The 15,910-nt window shown below is 42.2% G+C and carries 14 protein-coding genes; 10 read left to right on the plus strand and 4 right to left on the minus strand.

What is annotated here, in order from left to right:
* Nucleotides 1–51: 51 nt before the first annotated feature.
* The 4 genes from BLT94_RS16905 to BLT94_RS16925 form a co-directional block, all read right to left on the minus strand.
* Complete coding sequence (locus tag BLT94_RS16905; protein ID WP_092236696.1) at nucleotides 52–963, minus strand: proline dehydrogenase family protein; 912 nt, start codon at nucleotides 961–963, stop codon at nucleotides 52–54.
* A gap of 30 nt (nucleotides 964–993) precedes the next feature.
* Nucleotides 994–2,841, minus strand: a complete 1,848-nt coding sequence (typA, locus tag BLT94_RS16910; protein WP_092236698.1) for a translational GTPase TypA — start codon at nucleotides 2,839–2,841, stop codon at nucleotides 994–996.
* A gap of 72 nt (nucleotides 2,842–2,913) precedes the next feature.
* Nucleotides 2,914–3,384, minus strand: coding sequence for an outer membrane lipoprotein (locus BLT94_RS16915; protein WP_092236700.1), 471 nt, complete (start codon nucleotides 3,382–3,384; stop codon nucleotides 2,914–2,916).
* A gap of 291 nt (nucleotides 3,385–3,675) precedes the next feature.
* Nucleotides 3,676–5,100 carry a sigma-54 interaction domain-containing protein gene (locus BLT94_RS16925; RefSeq protein ID WP_014955850.1) on the minus strand — a complete coding sequence of 475 codons (1,425 nt, stop codon included), beginning with the start codon at nucleotides 5,098–5,100 and terminating at the stop codon, nucleotides 3,676–3,678.
* Between the two features lie 358 nt (nucleotides 5,101–5,458).
* Between BLT94_RS16925 and BLT94_RS22065 the strand changes: the two genes are divergently transcribed.
* The 10 genes from BLT94_RS22065 to BLT94_RS16970 all read left to right on the plus strand — a co-directional run bounded on the left by BLT94_RS22065 (nucleotide 5,459) and on the right by BLT94_RS16970 (nucleotide 15,889).
* A complete protein-coding gene (locus BLT94_RS22065) occupies nucleotides 5,459–5,617 on the plus strand; it encodes a hypothetical protein (RefSeq protein ID WP_175530392.1) in 159 nt (52 codons plus the stop codon).
* Nucleotides 5,618–5,655: 38 nt separating this feature from the next.
* Nucleotides 5,656–6,045, plus strand: coding sequence for an S-adenosylmethionine decarboxylase (gene speD / locus BLT94_RS16930; RefSeq protein WP_014955849.1), 390 nt, complete (start codon nucleotides 5,656–5,658; stop codon nucleotides 6,043–6,045).
* A gap of 9 nt (nucleotides 6,046–6,054) precedes the next feature.
* Nucleotides 6,055–7,017, plus strand: coding sequence for a GNAT family N-acetyltransferase (locus BLT94_RS16935; protein ID WP_092236704.1), 963 nt, complete (start codon nucleotides 6,055–6,057; stop codon nucleotides 7,015–7,017).
* A complete protein-coding gene (locus tag BLT94_RS16940) occupies nucleotides 6,992–8,275 on the plus strand; it encodes an ATP-grasp domain-containing protein (protein ID WP_245743159.1) in 1,284 nt (427 codons plus the stop codon). Before BLT94_RS16935 ends, BLT94_RS16940 begins: the two co-directional genes overlap by 26 nt.
* Nucleotides 8,268–9,560: a diaminopimelate decarboxylase family protein gene (locus BLT94_RS16945; RefSeq protein WP_092236708.1), complete on the plus strand. Its 1,293-nt coding sequence runs from the start codon at nucleotides 8,268–8,270 to the stop codon at nucleotides 9,558–9,560. The genes BLT94_RS16940 and BLT94_RS16945 overlap by 8 nt, the downstream gene beginning before the upstream one ends.
* Before the next feature lie 430 nt (nucleotides 9,561–9,990).
* Nucleotides 9,991–11,418, plus strand: a complete 1,428-nt coding sequence (locus BLT94_RS16950; RefSeq protein WP_092236710.1) for a radical SAM protein — start codon at nucleotides 9,991–9,993, stop codon at nucleotides 11,416–11,418.
* 215 nt (nucleotides 11,419–11,633) lie between these two features.
* Nucleotides 11,634–12,155, plus strand: a complete 522-nt coding sequence (locus tag BLT94_RS16955) for a hypothetical protein (RefSeq protein WP_092236711.1) — start codon at nucleotides 11,634–11,636, stop codon at nucleotides 12,153–12,155.
* Nucleotides 12,156–12,351: 196 nt separating this feature from the next.
* Complete coding sequence (locus tag BLT94_RS16960) at nucleotides 12,352–13,581, plus strand: toxic anion resistance protein (RefSeq protein ID WP_014955843.1); 1,230 nt, start codon at nucleotides 12,352–12,354, stop codon at nucleotides 13,579–13,581.
* Between the two features lie 32 nt (nucleotides 13,582–13,613).
* Entirely contained in the window at nucleotides 13,614–14,246 is a 633-nt protein-coding gene (locus tag BLT94_RS16965) for a DUF4178 domain-containing protein (RefSeq protein WP_092236715.1), read from the plus strand.
* A gap of 2 nt (nucleotides 14,247–14,248) precedes the next feature.
* The gene (locus tag BLT94_RS16970; protein WP_092236722.1) at nucleotides 14,249–15,889 is read left to right on the plus strand and encodes a hypothetical protein; all 1,641 of its coding nucleotides are present in this window, start codon (nucleotides 14,249–14,251) and stop codon (nucleotides 15,887–15,889) included.
* Nucleotides 15,890–15,910: the final 21 nt, after the last annotated feature.

The following is a 15,910-nucleotide window of genomic DNA, read 5'->3' on the forward strand; positions in this document are numbered from 1 at the left end:
ACCATAACCCGACCTGTCATGACAACGAACCTTTTATAATGATAATCGTTTCTAATGGCTGAAAATATTTTTAATTCCATTGGTGAAAATATAGCTGACCATTTTGGGATTTTCTTTTAATCGCCGGACAGAGTATGCAAACCAGTCTTTTCCAAATGGTACATAAACCCGAATGGAGTGCCCGTGATCGTGAATAATTTTTCGCAGATCTTCTTGTACTCCGTATAGCATTTGAAATTCATATTTTTCTTTTGAAACTCCCAGTTTGTCAATAAGCTTCATGGCCTCAAACAAAAGCTTTTCATCATGGGTGGCAATGCCTGTAAAACAATTATTTGACAGCAGTTTTTCCATCAGATAAGCATAACTTGAATTGATGATATTCATATCCTTGTATGCTACTTTTCGATCTTCCCAATAATAAGCACCTTTGCAAAGCCTGATATTGGCATGGGCTTGGATCATGCCGTTAATATCTGCAATAGCACTTCTCAGATATGCCTGCATCACAATACCAACATTCTCAAACTCTTTTTTAAGCTTTAAATAAAGATCAATGGTATCCTCTTTCAAGCTTGTATCTTCCATGTCAATTCTGACAAATACCATATGTTTCCGGGCATGGTCGATCAGGTCATGAAGGTTATCAAAACAGAACTGCTTATTGATTTTAAGCCCCATTTGGGACGGTTTTAAGGATATGCCACTTTTCAGATTTCGGTTATGGATTTCTTTGATGGCTTTTTTATAGAGATCAACTGCTGCCAGGCACTCTCTTTTTTTTTGGGGATCTTCCCCTAAAAAATCCAGGGTGACACCGATCTTCAGATCATTGAGTTCCCTGGTTTTTTCAAGAGCTTGCGAAAGGGTTTCACCGGCGATATACTGTTTTGCAAAAATTTCAACCAGGGATTTGGGAACCAGGAAAAGCAGTTGTGCAATTAAGGTATTTAACCGGATCATGGTCCCCCCTCTTTTTTTGTTTGTTTTTGTTTATTCTTGTTCCATCTTCTTTTGCTTGGCTTTCAGAACCTGGCGCTGAGAAGCGTTCAGCACACTTTTTCGAATACGTATGGAAAGAGGCGTGACTTCAACCATCTCATCATCCCGGATAAAATGGAGGGCCTTTTCAAGGGTCATGGCCTTGATCGGTGAACAGATAACACTTTCGTCTTTCCCGGATGCCCGCATATTGGTCAATTTTTTCTCCTTGCAGGCATTAACATCAATATCCTGATGCCGGTTATGCTCTCCGACAATCATCCCCTCATACACCGGGGTGCCGGGCTCAATCAGCAATTGTCCTCTTGGTTCAAGGTTAAACAATGCATATGGAACGGCTTTGCCCTGTCGATCCGACACAATGGACCCGGTATACCGGACTGGAAACTCTCCCCTGTGTTCTTCGTATCCGGAAAGATATGAATTCATAATTCCCGTGCCACGGGTATCTGTCATAAATTCATCCCTGTATCCTATCAACGATCTTGAGGGAATTGAAAATTCAATTCTAACTCTGCCTTTGCCGTTATTCACAAGATTGAGCATTTTACCTTTTCGAATGGACAGTTTTTCCGTTACAACACCCAGAAAATCTTCACCGCAATCCACAAACAAGTGTTCAATGGGTTCCAGGATTTTTTTATCCTTATATTTATAAATAACCTTTGGCCGCCCGACACAAAGTTCAAATCCTTCTCTTCGCATGGTTTCGATCAGGATGGCAAGCTGGAGTTCACCTCTGCCCTTGACGGTGAAACTTTCATCCGTTTTACTTTCTTCCACTTCAATGGCGACATTCATGAGGGTTTCTTTTAATAGTCTTTCCCTGATTTTCCTGGACTGAACATATTTTCCTTCACGGCCTGCAAAAGGAGATGTGCAAATGGAAAACTGCATGGACACAGTGGGTTCATCAACTGTGATTCTTTTTAAAGGCACGGGTTCGAGTTTCGTACAGATGGTGTCCCCGATTTTAACATCTTCAATACCTGATAATACTATAATATCACCCACCTGGGCTTGTTCCACAGGCAAGAGTGCCATCCCGTCATAAGATTGAATTTTAGATACCTTTAAGGGTAACAATTTATTGTTTTCGTTGATACAAACAAGGTTCTCATTGGACTTGGCACTGCCGTTAAAAATTTTTCCAATGGCAAGCCGACCCAGATAATCGGAATATCCCAGATCAGACACCAGCATCTGAAAGGGGGCTTGCGGGTCATAGGAAGGTGCCGGCATCTCTTCCAGGATAAGATCGAATAAAACCGTTAAATTATCAACGTCTTCATCCAATTCTTTTTTAACAATCCCGTCACGGCCAATGGCATATAAATAGTGAAAATCTAGCTGTTTTTCCGTGGCATCAAGATCAATGAAAAGATCATACACCATATCCAGAACTTCATCCGGCCTGGCATCTTTACGGTCAATTTTATTGATAATTACCATAACGGGAAGATTGGCTTCAAAGGTCTTTTTAAGAACAAACCGGGTCTGTGGCAAAGGGCCTTCAGATGCATCCACAAGGAGTATTGCACTGTCTGCCATGGAAAGCGCTCTTTCCACTTCACCGCCGAAATCGGCATGGCCTGGGGTATCAATAATATTAATTTTAACCCCCTTCCAGTTCACAGAGCAATTTTTAGCTGAAATGGTGATACCTCGTTCCCTTTCAATGTCCATACTGTCCATGAGGCGGTCATCAACCTGCTGGCCTTCCCTGAAAAGTCCGCTCTGCCTGAACATTGCATCAACAAGGGTTGTTTTGCCATGATCAACATGAGCAATAATGGCAATGTTTCTTAACTTATCGTTATGTTGTATATTCTTTTTCATACTTCTCCTGTTAATCTCCCGTGAATCTCTGTAAGCTCAGGAAAATAACCATGAAAGTTAAAAGGTCAACTATTACTTTGATACCCTTGTTGTACCATCTGCCGCATTAATGATCCTTACCCTGTCCCCGGCAGCAATCATGATATCAGCTTCCTGTACGACAACAATGGTCCGGCCATTGTCTATTCTTACACCTATTTCAAGCCCCTGCCTCCTGGTTATGCCTTCTTCAGCAACTGTTCCTGCTGCCGCCCCGGCAAGGGCACCGAGAACCATGGCAACTGTTCTGCCTGATCCGCTTCCCACAGTATTTCCCAGAACACCGCCTGCCACACCGCCCACAGCTGTTCCAATGGGGGTTTTGGTGCCTTCAATCATCACTTCTTTAACCCATTCAACCGTGCCTGTGTCAAAGGTCTGAACCTGCCTTGCATTATCCCGTGAATACACCTGGCCGGATCTGCTGGAGGCACACCCTGTTATATATACCAAAGTTATGGCAATAAGCAGAACAAGTACTGCAATAGATTTAAAAGTTTTCATAAAACCATCCTTTCTAAAAAAAATATTTTTGGGTTTATATGCAATATAACCCCTTTTTTGTGAATGCGCCCGAAGCAAGCTCTTTAAAGCTTATTGTAATCTTGCCGGTTTTATTTTGCCTATTTTATTTTATCGGAAGCATCAAATTTATTCTACAGCACTTTTGCCCAAGCTTCAAACATTCAATTGTTAAAAATTCACACACAAACTTTCAATCTTTGTTGTGGGCAAAACAAGAAGAGATACCAGGTCTGCCCTTGGCAATTATTAGGGACGGCGGTAAAAGTGGGATCAATGATCCTTTGATTTAAAAGTTGCCTTGTCAATGTTGAGTATTTTCATCTTGCCATAGAGTCCCCGAGGATGTATACCTGCAATCCTGGCGGTCTCTCCTATTTTTCCGCCTGTTTTTTCAAGAACCATTTCAAGATATTTTTTTTCAACCTGGTGGAGTATCTCTTGTTTAGCTTCGGACAGTGTCTTGTTTTTCCACGCATTCAGATCTAAATCATTGATGTCAAAACCAGCCGGAGATGTCATGGATTTTTTATGGAAAATACTGGGAAAGTTTTCAATTGAAATCGTATCGGATTTACACAAGATTACGGCACGCTCAATCACATTCATCAATTCCCGGATATTTCCGGGCCATTGATATGTGCAAAGAGCTTTCATGGCGTCGTTTGAAAACCGGTTGATCTCACATCCGATTTTTTTATTGTACACGCTCAAAAAATGGTTGGCCAGGGCTGGAATATCCTCTTTGCGCCTCCTCAGCGGCGGTATGGTTAATGTTATAACACCCAGCCTGTAGTACAAATCCTGACGGAACTGCCCTTTTTTGATCTCTTTTTCAAGATTTTTATTTGTGGCTGCAATAACCCGGACATCTACCCAGACAGGTTTTTCACCGCCAACAGGGGTAAACTCAAAATCCTGGAGAACCCTAAGAAGTTTGGTCTGCATCTGCAAAGGCATTTCCCCTATTTCATCCAGAAAAATTGTTCCTGTATGTGCCATTTCAAAGGCTCCCCTTCTGGAACGAACAGCACCTGTGAAAGCGCCCTGTTCATGGCCGAAGAGTTCGCTTTCAATTAACTGTTCCGGAATGGCAGCCATGTTGATGGCAATAAAAGGCCCTGAAGACCGGTGGCTTTCGGCATGAATAGCCTTGGAAAGATGTTCCTTTCCAACGCCGGTTTCTCCTAAAAGCAGCAGGCTGGCATCGCTTGTGACAATTTGCTGGGCCTCATCAAGAAACATCTGCATCTCTTTGCTGTTTGATACAAAATCATTCAGCCTGGGCTGGTATCTTCCCCGCTGGTCAAACCGATCCATATAATAAAACTGCCGCCTGGATTCCAGGGTGCTTTCAATAACCTCAATCATGCTGTCGAAAGAAATTCCCGAATACAAAACCACATCAACACCCGATGCCAGAAGGTTGGCATGTTCCTCGGATGATTCCCGGTTATGCAGGACAATGGTGATGGGTTTTTCAGGCAGGTTGTTGAGTATGGAGATGCTGGATTCAACAGGCTTGGGTATCAGGAGGCTGCTGACAATGAAGACGTCGGCGCAGCTCCTTGCCAGTTCCTGCCAGGGTGATTTTTGACGGTCGCAAAACTTGAGCTGCACATCAAGATCCGACAGGCGTTTTTCAAGATCTGCCTGCATTTTTTTTTCTTTTATGGCACAGACCACCCTGATAAGCATCTTTTTATCTCCGTTTATCGGTAAAATAATACTGTTTTTACAAGCTTGATTATACTGATATAATTTCAAATAATAAAGCAATAATAAAAGATTAAAAATAAAACCAACAAATATTCAAGAATATTTTGAACCGGATATTCAATTTTTAAGAAAATTATTACTGATTATCACTTAAACAAGAAAATATTTACCGAATAATTCGTTTGCAGCTCAAACGACTCAATCCAACCAACTGATTTAACAAGAAATTAATATTTTTCAAGACAATTGTTCAATATGGCACAAGTTATGCTTTGTTATTGCCGAATGAATGCCTTACAACAGTCTGGTTATGGCATGACAAACAAAGGATAAAAAAATGTCCAGAGAAAACACAAAAAAAAAGAAATTCAAATCACCTAAATTCAAAGAATTTTATGATGATGACGTTTCCTGGGAAGAGAAGTTCGAAATGCAAAACCGTCATAAGAAACTTGGCAAAAAACCTCAACGAAATCATATTCGAGAAAAATGGTAGTGTCTGAACATAATTACTTAAAAGAAAGGATACAATAAATGAACACATCATCTGCAATCAATATTGAAACATCTCCTGAAGTGTGGGGCATTGCATCAGCCATCGACATATATGGCTGTGACCCGAAAAAAATTCGAGATGCAAACCTGATCAAACAATTTGTTGTGCAATTATGTGATCTCATAGAGATGAAACGTTTTGGTGAAACCCAGGTTGTCCATTTTGGAGAAGACGAAAAAGTGGCGGGTTTTTCAATGGTACAACTCATTGAAACATCACTGATTTCCGCGCATTTTGCAAACAAGACCAATGCCACATATCTTGATGTGTTCAGCTGCAAGCCCTATGATCCTGAAACCGTAAGAAAGTTTTCCCAGGATTATTTTGGCGGCTCATTGTCCAGATTGAACGTAACCTACAGGCAATAAGGCAATATCATGAAAACCGTCATATATGAAGACCCGGTACAATGCCGTGATGTCTGGGAAAAAACATGGCCGGTCAATGCGATTTTTGATCTCTGGCAGGTCCGGTCATGTTTTAATGATTCGTTTTCAAGGCCATTGTTTTTTCACACGGTTGAGCAGAATGGAAAAATATTGGGTTTTTTGCCCCTTTGCTGGAACGAGGAATCTGATAATTATATTTTATTTCCCGGAGAAACCTGGAATGGAAAGTCCTGGCTTGAACAGAACCGGCTGATTGCCGCAAACCCGGAAGTTGTCCATACGTTGCTGGATTCGGTGTCAAAACCCTTGCATTTGAGGTATTTGACCTGGACACCGCTGCTGAACTGTGTGGATAATACCCGGCAAGATGAAGTGGGATATCTTTTTTTCCCAGGAATCTTTAACCATTCCTTTGAAAACTACCGGCTTTCCTTTTCAGGCAAATCCAGGAAAAAATTAAAAAATGAACTCAATCGGCTTCAAGCCTTTGAGGTGTCTTTCCGGTTCAACCATAAAAAGGATCTAACCCGCCTTTTCAGGATGAACATTGAATCTTTTTGTGAGAATTCTTATTTTAATGATCCGCGATTTTATCAGTCGTTTGAACGCCTGGCAGCTTTTCTTTGGGACATGGGGATGTTAAGAATCACAACCGTACTTATCGGAGGTGAAATTGCAGCCGTTGATATGGGGGCAATTTTTAAAAACACCTATACACTTCTTGCAGGCGGCACAAACCCTGAATTTCCGGGTGTTGCAAAATTGATCAACCTGCATCATCTGGAATGGTCATGCCGGAAAAGATTTGATTCTGTTGATTTTCTGTGCGGTGATTTTAACTGGAAAAAACGGTTTCACCTGACTCCCAGGCCTTTGTATGAAATTAAAACAGACAAAAAAATGCCTTTTTGGGGCACGGATACCCATGAAAAAAATGCTGCCTGTGCATAACAAAAAAAGAGTGCTGGTCGTTGGCACCACATCGGATTATATCGAGTGGATACGAACGGCCTGTCCCAATCGAGCGCTGTTTCTAACCGATCCTGAAATCAGAAAGAACGCTCAAGAAGATTCTCCCACAGACCTTGAAGAGCTTCTCATCCCCCTTAATGACTTTAACCGGATTAAAACAGATCTTTTACACCATTTGAAAACATGGGGCCAAACACTTACCGGTGTAGCCTGTTTCGATTGTGAATCCATGGAGACGGCTGCATTGATAGCCTCTGAGTTCGGACTGATCTATCCTGATCTGTGTGCGATCAGAAATTGCCGGGACAAGTATGTTTCCAAACAACTCTGGCAAAAAAACAATATTCCATGCCCTTTAACAGCAGCTGTCAATTCTGTGGATGATGTGGCCAGATTTCTTGATCTGCGTCAAAAACAAGTGGTTTTAAAACCTTTTTTCGGAAGCGGAAGCGAACTTGTTTTCAGGTGCAAAACCCTGGATGACTGTAAAAAGGCATTTATGACCATTAAAGCCGGTTTAAAGAGAAGATGTGAAAATCCCCTGTTTAAAAAGACTTCTTCTCAGGACGACTTGATGCTTGCCGAAGAATTCCTGGACGGGCCGGAATACAGCTGCGATTTTATTATTGAAAACAATGTCGTTACCATCATCAGATTAACCCGGAAAATCAAACCGGACAACCGGCCTTTTGGAACGGTTTCAGGGTATGTGATTCCATCCGATCTGCCAGAGCATACAGATAAAGCGCATCTTGAAAATATTTTGCTCAACAGTGCAAAATGCCTCGGCATCCGGAGGGGATTGTGCATGGTGGATTTTATTATAAATGATTACCAGCCGGTTCTGATCGAAATGACACCAAGGCCGGGAGGGGATTGTCTGCCGTTTCTTTTGAAAGAAGCAGGCAATCTGGATATCTTAAAACTGACACTTGATTTTGCTGAAAAAAAGCCATTGGGCCTAAATGGCACAACTCACTTCACCCCCCACATCGGGATTCGGCTTCATGCCCATAAAGCCGGTGTATTAAAAAGATTTAATACGGATTTGCTGCAAAACGAAAAAAGAATCAAAAAAATACATTTTACCCGGAAACCCGGCCATATCATTACCATGCCGCCGGATGACTATGATTCATGGTTTCTGGGTCACATGATCATTGCACCGGATCACAAACAATATCCGGAAACCCAGTGTTTCCTGATTGGTAAGCGTCTTGGAGTTGAAATTGAATAACAATAAAAAATATGATTTTACCCCAATATCCAAAGTCTTGCTGAATGATTTTGTTCAAGGCTTTTTTGAACGAAAACAGGTTTTTATTAATGCAGTCAAAAATTTTGGCTCTCCACTTTATATCCTTGAAACCGATGTATTAAAAAAGCGGGCAAATCAATTCAGAACAGCTTTTGAAAAAAAACTGCCCAGGACAGCGTTTTATTTTGCCATGAAAAGCAACAACCTGGCTTGTGTTTCAAAAACTCTTCTGGAACAGGGATTCGGGCTGGATGTCTCAAGCGGGCTTGAGCTTGAAGCCGCACTCAGGCTCAAGGCAAAAAACATTATTTTCAGCGGTCCGGGCAAAACGAATGCAGAGCTTGAACTGGCAGCGAACAACAATGACAGGGTGACTGTCCTTTTAGACAGTTTCGGCGAGTGTGAACGACTCAAAATCATATCAAACAGAAAAAAACTGCAAATAAAGGTGGGGGTGAGACTGAACAACAATCCCGAGGGATTGTGGCGTAAATTTGGGATCATGCCGGAAAATTTGCCTTTGGTTTATGATAACATTTCATGTCACCCATATCTTGAGTTTAAGGGCCTGCAGTTTCATTCCTCCTGGAATCTTGCTCCTGACCGGCAGGTTGAATTTTTAAACGTGTTGAGTGATCTGATCAGTAAAATGCCTGATTCCTTTCGCAAATCATGTAAATTTATTGACATAGGCGGCGGGTATTGGCCGCCCCAGGGCGAATGGCTGCTGAGTGAACAGGGTCAGATGCCCTGTATAAATCCGTCTTCACCCATTGATGTTTTTGCCGAAAGTCTGGCCAAGGTGATTAAAGAAAAAATACTGCCTTTAACAGACAGCACCATCTGTTTTGAACCCGGCCGATGGATATGCAATGATGCCATGCACATTCTTGTCAGTGTTACGGACAAAAAAGCCGACGACCTTGTTATCACGGATGCCGGAACAAATGCGGTTGGCTGGGAACGATTTGAAACAGACTACTTTCCTGTACTGAATCTGACACAAAGCCATATGACAGAAAGGCCCTGCCATATTCTCGGGTCCTTATGCACTCCCCATGATGTATGGGGATACGCCTATTTCGGGAAAAATATCCTGGAAGGTGACATTTTGATGATCCCTACCCAGGGGGCTTATACCTACAGCTTGAGACAAGAATTTATCAAGCCCCTGCCAAAGGTATTGATTCTGGATAAAATTGAAAATCCATTGTCACTTAAATCCTTTGAATCTTACTGTGATTTATTAACATCTGAAAATTAAAGAAAAGGAGAAACCAATGTCTTACAATTTTTGTTTAGCTTGCGGGGCCTTATTATCTCCCCATGTTTACGAATGCCCGTTTTGTGAATTTGATAACAGCTTTGGACACTGTCAGGATATCTTCATAGATGATGACTTTCTAAGCGATTTATACGATGACGTCAATCCTGAAGATGAAACCGGTTGTTAAAGCAAAAAAAACAATATGTAACAGGAAGCACGGGGTCTTGTTTTTTGGGTTTTCAGAATTCATAAGTCTTGTTTCAGGGGCATATTCGATGCTCTGCGGTTCAGGCTTTCAGCCCTGAAAAATAAATTATTTGCTTATAATTCAAGCGGATGGTCCGGTTATGTTTGTCAGTACCATCTTAGTCGGCATATATCCTGCATCTTATCATGAACTTTATCCATCAACAAAGGGAAAAGAGCCATGTATGCGGAAAATATCCAGGAGATGATCTGCCGGAACCAAAAAGAATATCAGGACAATTATGAAACAATGAAATGGCTTAGCCAGGACCAGGCCCAGGCCGCTTCCAGGCTCAGGAAGACCTTGATAAATTCTGTTTTCAGCAGCCCTGATGCGGGATGGAAGTGTTCACAAACAAAACTGCATACCCATGCCATCTCACCGGGCTGTGTACTCTGCGGACAGGGAGAATGGTCATGCCTGTTTATCAACGGCATCTGCAATGCCCGCTGCTTTTACTGCCCCTCTTCCCAGGACGACCTTGGGCAGCCCATGGCCAATACCCTGATTTTTGATAATCCAAAAGATTATGCCGATTATGTGTGTCGATTTAATATTAAGGGAGTCAGCTTCAGCGGAGGGGAACCTTTTTTAACCTTTGACCGGGTACTTAAGTACCTGGAAGTCCTCAAGTCCAGGACAGACCATCCAGTATATACCTGGATGTATACCAACGGGCTTCTGGTAACCGGGGAAAAGCTTGCAGCCTTAAGGGACAGTGGCCTTGACGAGATCCGGTTTGACATCAGCGCCAACTTTTACCGGCTTAAAGCCCTGGAAAAAGCAGTCGGCATTATTCCCCGGGTAACAGTTGAAATTCCGGCTATCCCTGAAGACCTGCCCAGTACCAAAAAACTGATCAATATTCTGTACAAATCCGGAGTGGATCACCTGAACCTTCACCAGATCCGGTGTACGCCCTTTAACAGCAGCCGTCTTATCAACAGGGGCTATACCTTTGTCCACGGTCCCAGGGTTACGGTACTTGAAACTGAACTGGCTGCCCTGGAATTGATTCAATATTCTCTGGATCAATCCATTGCCCTGCCTATCAATTATTGTTCATTTACTTATCGTAACCAATTCCAGGGGGCCGGGGCCAGGAAACGGTATTCCCTGGAAATCAAGGCTGCTTACGAAGATATTACGTCTACGGGTCATATTCGGCATATGAAAATAACCGGAACCAGGGAAATCATTACCGGTATCTGCCAAACCCTTTTGTCTGCACAGGTCGATTCTTCTTTGTACAGCCTGTCCGGTGAAAAGGACAGGCTCTCGTTTGCCGCCGGCTTATGGCATTTGATTGATTTTTCTTGTGTCCGGCTCAAGATCGTTTACAGCACCTCTGCCATCAGGCCAGGTGTTACCTACTACCATCCCTTCAAACAGGTACCCTTGAACCCCAATAAAACCGTTGTGATCGAAAGACAGGTTGTACAGCCCGGGATATGGATGGAGGGAGAACAAATTCAAGCCTTTGGCTGCCTGATAATCGCCCGGGATAATGAACAGATCCATAAGGTTTTTGATACCCCGGCACCAGATCTGTACCGGGAAATTATGCCGTTTGAAATCATCACACCGGGCCTTGCTCAATATTACTAACCCGGTGAAAAAAGCCCAATCCCACAAAAAAAACACTTTTGTTGACACGAATCAATAAAGGTCTGATTTTAAATAGAATAAAGCTTATTTTAAGTATAATGCAGAAGCATATTATAAAACTTAATATTTACATACCTTGTAAATATTAAGTTTTGCATTATTTTTTTTAAAATATTGTTAAAATGAACACCTTAAACCTAAGGAGCAGTAATACAATGACAATGATCATTTCAGCAATTTTTCTTATTGCAGTTATCAGCGTTGCCGTTATGGTAAAAAAAAAGAAAACCGAAAAGACAGCACAAAAAGACAGCAAACCGTCTTCAACTGCTCCACAGGCAAAGGCATCGCCTGACCAGGAGTACAAAGCCATTCTGGATTCTTTGTTAAAGTTGAATATTCTCACGAGAAAAGACAAAGATTTTTCCATTGAGATGACCCGTAAAATAGAAAGCATTATTGATGATCTAATGGTGGTAACTCCGGCAATGATGGAACGGTATCCCGGAGAAACCCTGACCTATGAAATCAAGAAAATCGGCAAAAACCATCTTTACAAAACAGTCAAGGAATATCTTGACCTGTCCCTGGACAGCCGGGAAAATCAAATTGGTATGTTCACAAAAACTATTGAAAGTCTGCATGATGTTTCCAATCGGTCCAGGGATATTGTGGAAAAAAATGAGACTGCAGAATTTAAGACCATGGCCAATTTCCTTGCCGGTAAATTTTCTTAAGGGATATAATATTTTTTTAAAATAGAGTTGGTTGGATTATGTAAACAAAACATACGGTGGGTTCCACCGGAATTGAATCCTGTAGAGAGACTGTAAGCTGAGACCTTAAATTCGGACAGTCTGCGTGAAACAGGAATTTTTCATCTTGTTAAGCAAACCATATTAAAAATCAGCAAGAAGAAAGGAACACAATAACATGAATGACATGACCCAAGATCTTCAAAGCGTTGCCCAACAGGCAAAAGCACCTGTATTGTCCGAAGTTACCCAAGTGTCGGGGCAAGGTGCCTTAACCCCGGTACAGGCACCGTCCAATCTTGAACCTGTACAACCCAAACATCTGACGGTTGAAGATATACAGGCTATTGAAGCCAAGGCCGATGAATTCATTGAAAAGATAAAAGCCGATCCTTCTGACTGGCAGCTTGGTAATTTTGTCTTCAGCCTGGGCCAGGAGATCATGGACGAGACCCAGGCCCAGGTGACCCTGTATGACCGCAAAATGGGCAATGTGCTTAAAAATGTTGCCGCAGATGACTCTTCTCCTGTTGGAAAAAATATTCTGGCCATTAAAATGGAACTGGATAAAGTCAATCCCACCATGGTGGCAAGAGCCGAGATGCCCTTTCAAAAAAAAATACTGGGTCTGTTCACAAAAACCGTGAACCGTCTGCCCAAAGGGGATGAAGTCCTCAAAATTATTGCCGAACGAAGGGAAACGGTAAACTCCACCATTGACGGCATCCGGGATCATTTAAGAAACGAAGCAGACCAGGTGGCTTTTGATGCATCAGAGTTGTCCACCATTTGTGACACCTTAAAAGAGATCCAGCCAAGACTCCAGGAACGAATCTATCTGGGACAAATCATATGGCAAAAATTAATGGATCATATGAGAACCATCGAAGATCCAAGAAACAAAGAAGCCTTAACCACATTGACAAGCGACCTTGCCATGGCCGTAGTTGACCTGCAGACCATTGACAACTCAAATCTCCAGACACGGTTCGGCGGGGAGATGATGGTGAGAAACGCCCACCTGGTCAGACGGCTGGTTCAGAGAACGGATATGATCCTTTCCACGGCCGTTAAAAACGCCCTGGCTGTACGGGTGGCTGCTGAACAGCAGATGGAAACAATGCAACACCTTGATATGGTTCAAAAAGCCGCTGCCGAAACCATGAAAGACACGGCCAAAGTCATTGGCAATGCCGCCATAAAAGGCGCAAAAATGAGCCAGAGCATGACCGTGAACATTGACGCCCTTGAAGAAGCTTGTCAAACCTATGAACAGGCATTTGAAACATACGCCCTGATTTCACAGGAAACCATTAATATCGCATCTCAAAGTTCCAATGCACTGGGAAAAATGAATGATCGGTTCAGGGCAAGAACTGATGCATTAACTGCAAGACGCAAGGACTAATAGACAGGAACGGTTAAAATTGGAGGCATTTTATGCTTGATATTGCAACACAACGATCTTTCCAGGAAAGATTTGATGCCATAAGAACCCTTGACACAGACCAGCTTGTTTCCCGGCAGGAACAGACATCACTGAACATAAAAGATGTCGGCAGCCAGTCGTTTTTTGAATATTCTGGAAACACTTATTTTGTAAAAAGTTTAAACAAATATGAAGAAACCTCTGATGATTTTAAAAGCAAAAAAGGATATTTTATTCATGAGCTGACCTGTCTTTGCCTTGAAACCGGTGACACCATTAATTTTGAATGGGAATTTGATGACGAGCTTGAAGTTTCCATGACCCTTGAACGCCTTTCATTTCGGAATTTAAAAGATGATGAAGGTGGTGTCATTGATGAAGACGATCTGGATCAGATTGCCGATGACAAGGATGTCATTATAATTAATGGCGAAAAATTCTGGTATGAAGACGACTGGGCATCGGTTTATTACAAGGAAAACAAAGAAGAAAAAGTCTATATGTATGAGTTTGAAAATCAAGCTCATACCAGATTCCTCACCATTGAAGAATGGCAGGGTTCTGGAAAAGACGAGTACCGGATTTACACCTCAAGCCCTGTAAATCCAAACAGTATCAGCATCATCAGCAAAGGAGACCTTTAAGGATGATCAGAAAACATCTCCTTGTGGACGTCATTGCAGGATTGATCATTGCCGGCCTGGTTGTAATTCTGGCAGGATGCGGCGAAGGGCTTCCAAAAAATTTAAAAAACAGGGCCCGTGCCATACCTGATGCCATCAAGACAGGCAAATCCCAAATCGACAAACACAAGGATCAATATGAAACCCTGGCAGCCTCATCTGAGTTTAAAGAAGTTGAACCATTTGCCTTAAAGGAAAACTGGGCTCAAAAGTTTCAACTGGCCTATGAAGAGATTACAAGGGCCAAAACACTTTATGATAAAGATCTGTCACCCCTGGTCGGCAAAAACAAGCCTGAACTTGCCTCTCAGGTTATACAGCAGACTGTAAGGATAAAAAAAGTCCTTAAAAACGCTGAAAATTTATCCCGGTATCCGATTTTACGATTTGCAAAAATCAGGAATACCATTGAAAATGCTGCTGATTTGCAGTCCGGGGCTCAAAAAAACACAGACGATATCATCAGGATTGCAAATGCATTAAAAACCGGTTCAATGGCAAAAGCAATTGCCGACTTTCCGGATTTAACAGACAAAATCAATACCCGGTTTGCCCCCTTGTCAAAACTTGAAAGACAATCCCGCAAGCATTTGAGTGTTGTGACAGAGCAATATAAAAGACATGCGGCAGGATCAACAGCCGACTATGCCGCCTTCACAGACAGTGTTGAATCGCTTGATTCAGGCCTTGAACAGACCAAGATCCTTGAAACAAAATTTATCAAAGAGATGGGGCAGCTCTATTCCAGTTACACAAAAATTCTTAAAGACATGAAAGAAGAGTATTTTGTGAACATCAAAAGGGAATCCTGGAATGAGAACTCTGATTATTACGCTCCAAGGTTTGTTAACTTTTATCGAAAAGTTTCTCCTGAAGCATATGAAACCTTGACCGCAGATAACCTTGATACTATTGCAGCAATTAGCGCAGGTCTGGGTACAGGTGTTTACAGTTCAAGATTTTCAAGTCAGATCGGTGATTTGTGGAAGCAATTGTCCATTAACCCCACAGATCAATGGCCGGAAAGCGGACACAATGCCGCTTCCTTCTGGGTGGAAAGTTCCAGGGAAGCTTATTTTCATAAATATATATTAGAAGAAAACGGTGACACCAAAGAAACAGATTGGGAAAAAGTGGATGCAAACTTTTATGATGCCAATCTTGAATATCTTGGCATGGCCGTTCTGGCCAAACCCTATGGCGTATTTGAACAAGACCGCCTGACCCAGGCAGCACCTCCTGGAATGGCTTATGTGGGCAATTCAAAATACGGAGAATGGAAAAAAGACGATACCGGCAATCAGTTCTGGTCCTGGTACGGAAAATATGCTCTTTTTTCTTCTCTTTTCTTTTTTCCGCCATCCTATTTTCATTACAATTCATGGAATAGCTGGAACAATGATTACCGATATAAAAAACCCTATTTCGGGCAAACTAAAAACGGGTCAAGAAAATATGGGACTTATGGCACCTATGTAAGACAATCGCCAAAATTTCAAAGCACGAATTTTGCAAAAAGCGGTGGTTTCAAATCCCAGGCCACTTCTGTCCGGGGTGCAGGTGCAGGCCTTCGTGGCGGTGGCCCTAAAAGTAAAGGCAAATAAAACGAGTCTTAAGGAGGAAAG

This window comes from Desulfobacula phenolica, from assembly GCF_900105645.1.
Taxonomy (GTDB): Bacteria; Desulfobacterota; Desulfobacteria; order Desulfobacterales; family Desulfobacteraceae; genus Desulfobacula; species Desulfobacula toluolica.

Excerpts from the sequence above, each read along its gene's own strand:
- BLT94_RS16905 (WP_092236696.1), bottom strand. The coding sequence starts at position 963 with ATGATCCGGTTAAATACCTTAATTGCACAACTGCTTTTCCTGGTTCCC.
- typA (WP_092236698.1), bottom strand. The coding sequence starts at position 2,841 with ATGAAAAAGAATATACAACATAACGATAAGTTAAGAAACATTGCCATT.
- BLT94_RS16915 (WP_092236700.1), bottom strand. The coding sequence starts at position 3,384 with ATGAAAACTTTTAAATCTATTGCAGTACTTGTTCTGCTTATTGCCATA.
- BLT94_RS16925 (WP_014955850.1), bottom strand. The coding sequence starts at position 5,100 with ATGCTTATCAGGGTGGTCTGTGCCATAAAAGAAAAAAAAATGCAGGCA.
- BLT94_RS22065 (WP_175530392.1), top strand. The coding sequence starts at position 5,459 with ATGTCCAGAGAAAACACAAAAAAAAAGAAATTCAAATCACCTAAATTC.
- speD (WP_014955849.1), top strand. The coding sequence starts at position 5,656 with ATGAACACATCATCTGCAATCAATATTGAAACATCTCCTGAAGTGTGG.
- BLT94_RS16935 (WP_092236704.1), top strand. The coding sequence starts at position 6,055 with ATGAAAACCGTCATATATGAAGACCCGGTACAATGCCGTGATGTCTGG.
- BLT94_RS16940 (WP_245743159.1), top strand. The coding sequence starts at position 6,992 with ATGAAAAAAATGCTGCCTGTGCATAACAAAAAAAGAGTGCTGGTCGTT.
- BLT94_RS16950 (WP_092236710.1), top strand. The coding sequence starts at position 9,991 with ATGTATGCGGAAAATATCCAGGAGATGATCTGCCGGAACCAAAAAGAA.
- BLT94_RS16955 (WP_092236711.1), top strand. The coding sequence starts at position 11,634 with ATGACAATGATCATTTCAGCAATTTTTCTTATTGCAGTTATCAGCGTT.
- BLT94_RS16960 (WP_014955843.1), top strand. The coding sequence starts at position 12,352 with ATGAATGACATGACCCAAGATCTTCAAAGCGTTGCCCAACAGGCAAAA.
- BLT94_RS16965 (WP_092236715.1), top strand. The coding sequence starts at position 13,614 with ATGCTTGATATTGCAACACAACGATCTTTCCAGGAAAGATTTGATGCC.
- BLT94_RS16970 (WP_092236722.1), top strand. The coding sequence starts at position 14,249 with ATGATCAGAAAACATCTCCTTGTGGACGTCATTGCAGGATTGATCATT.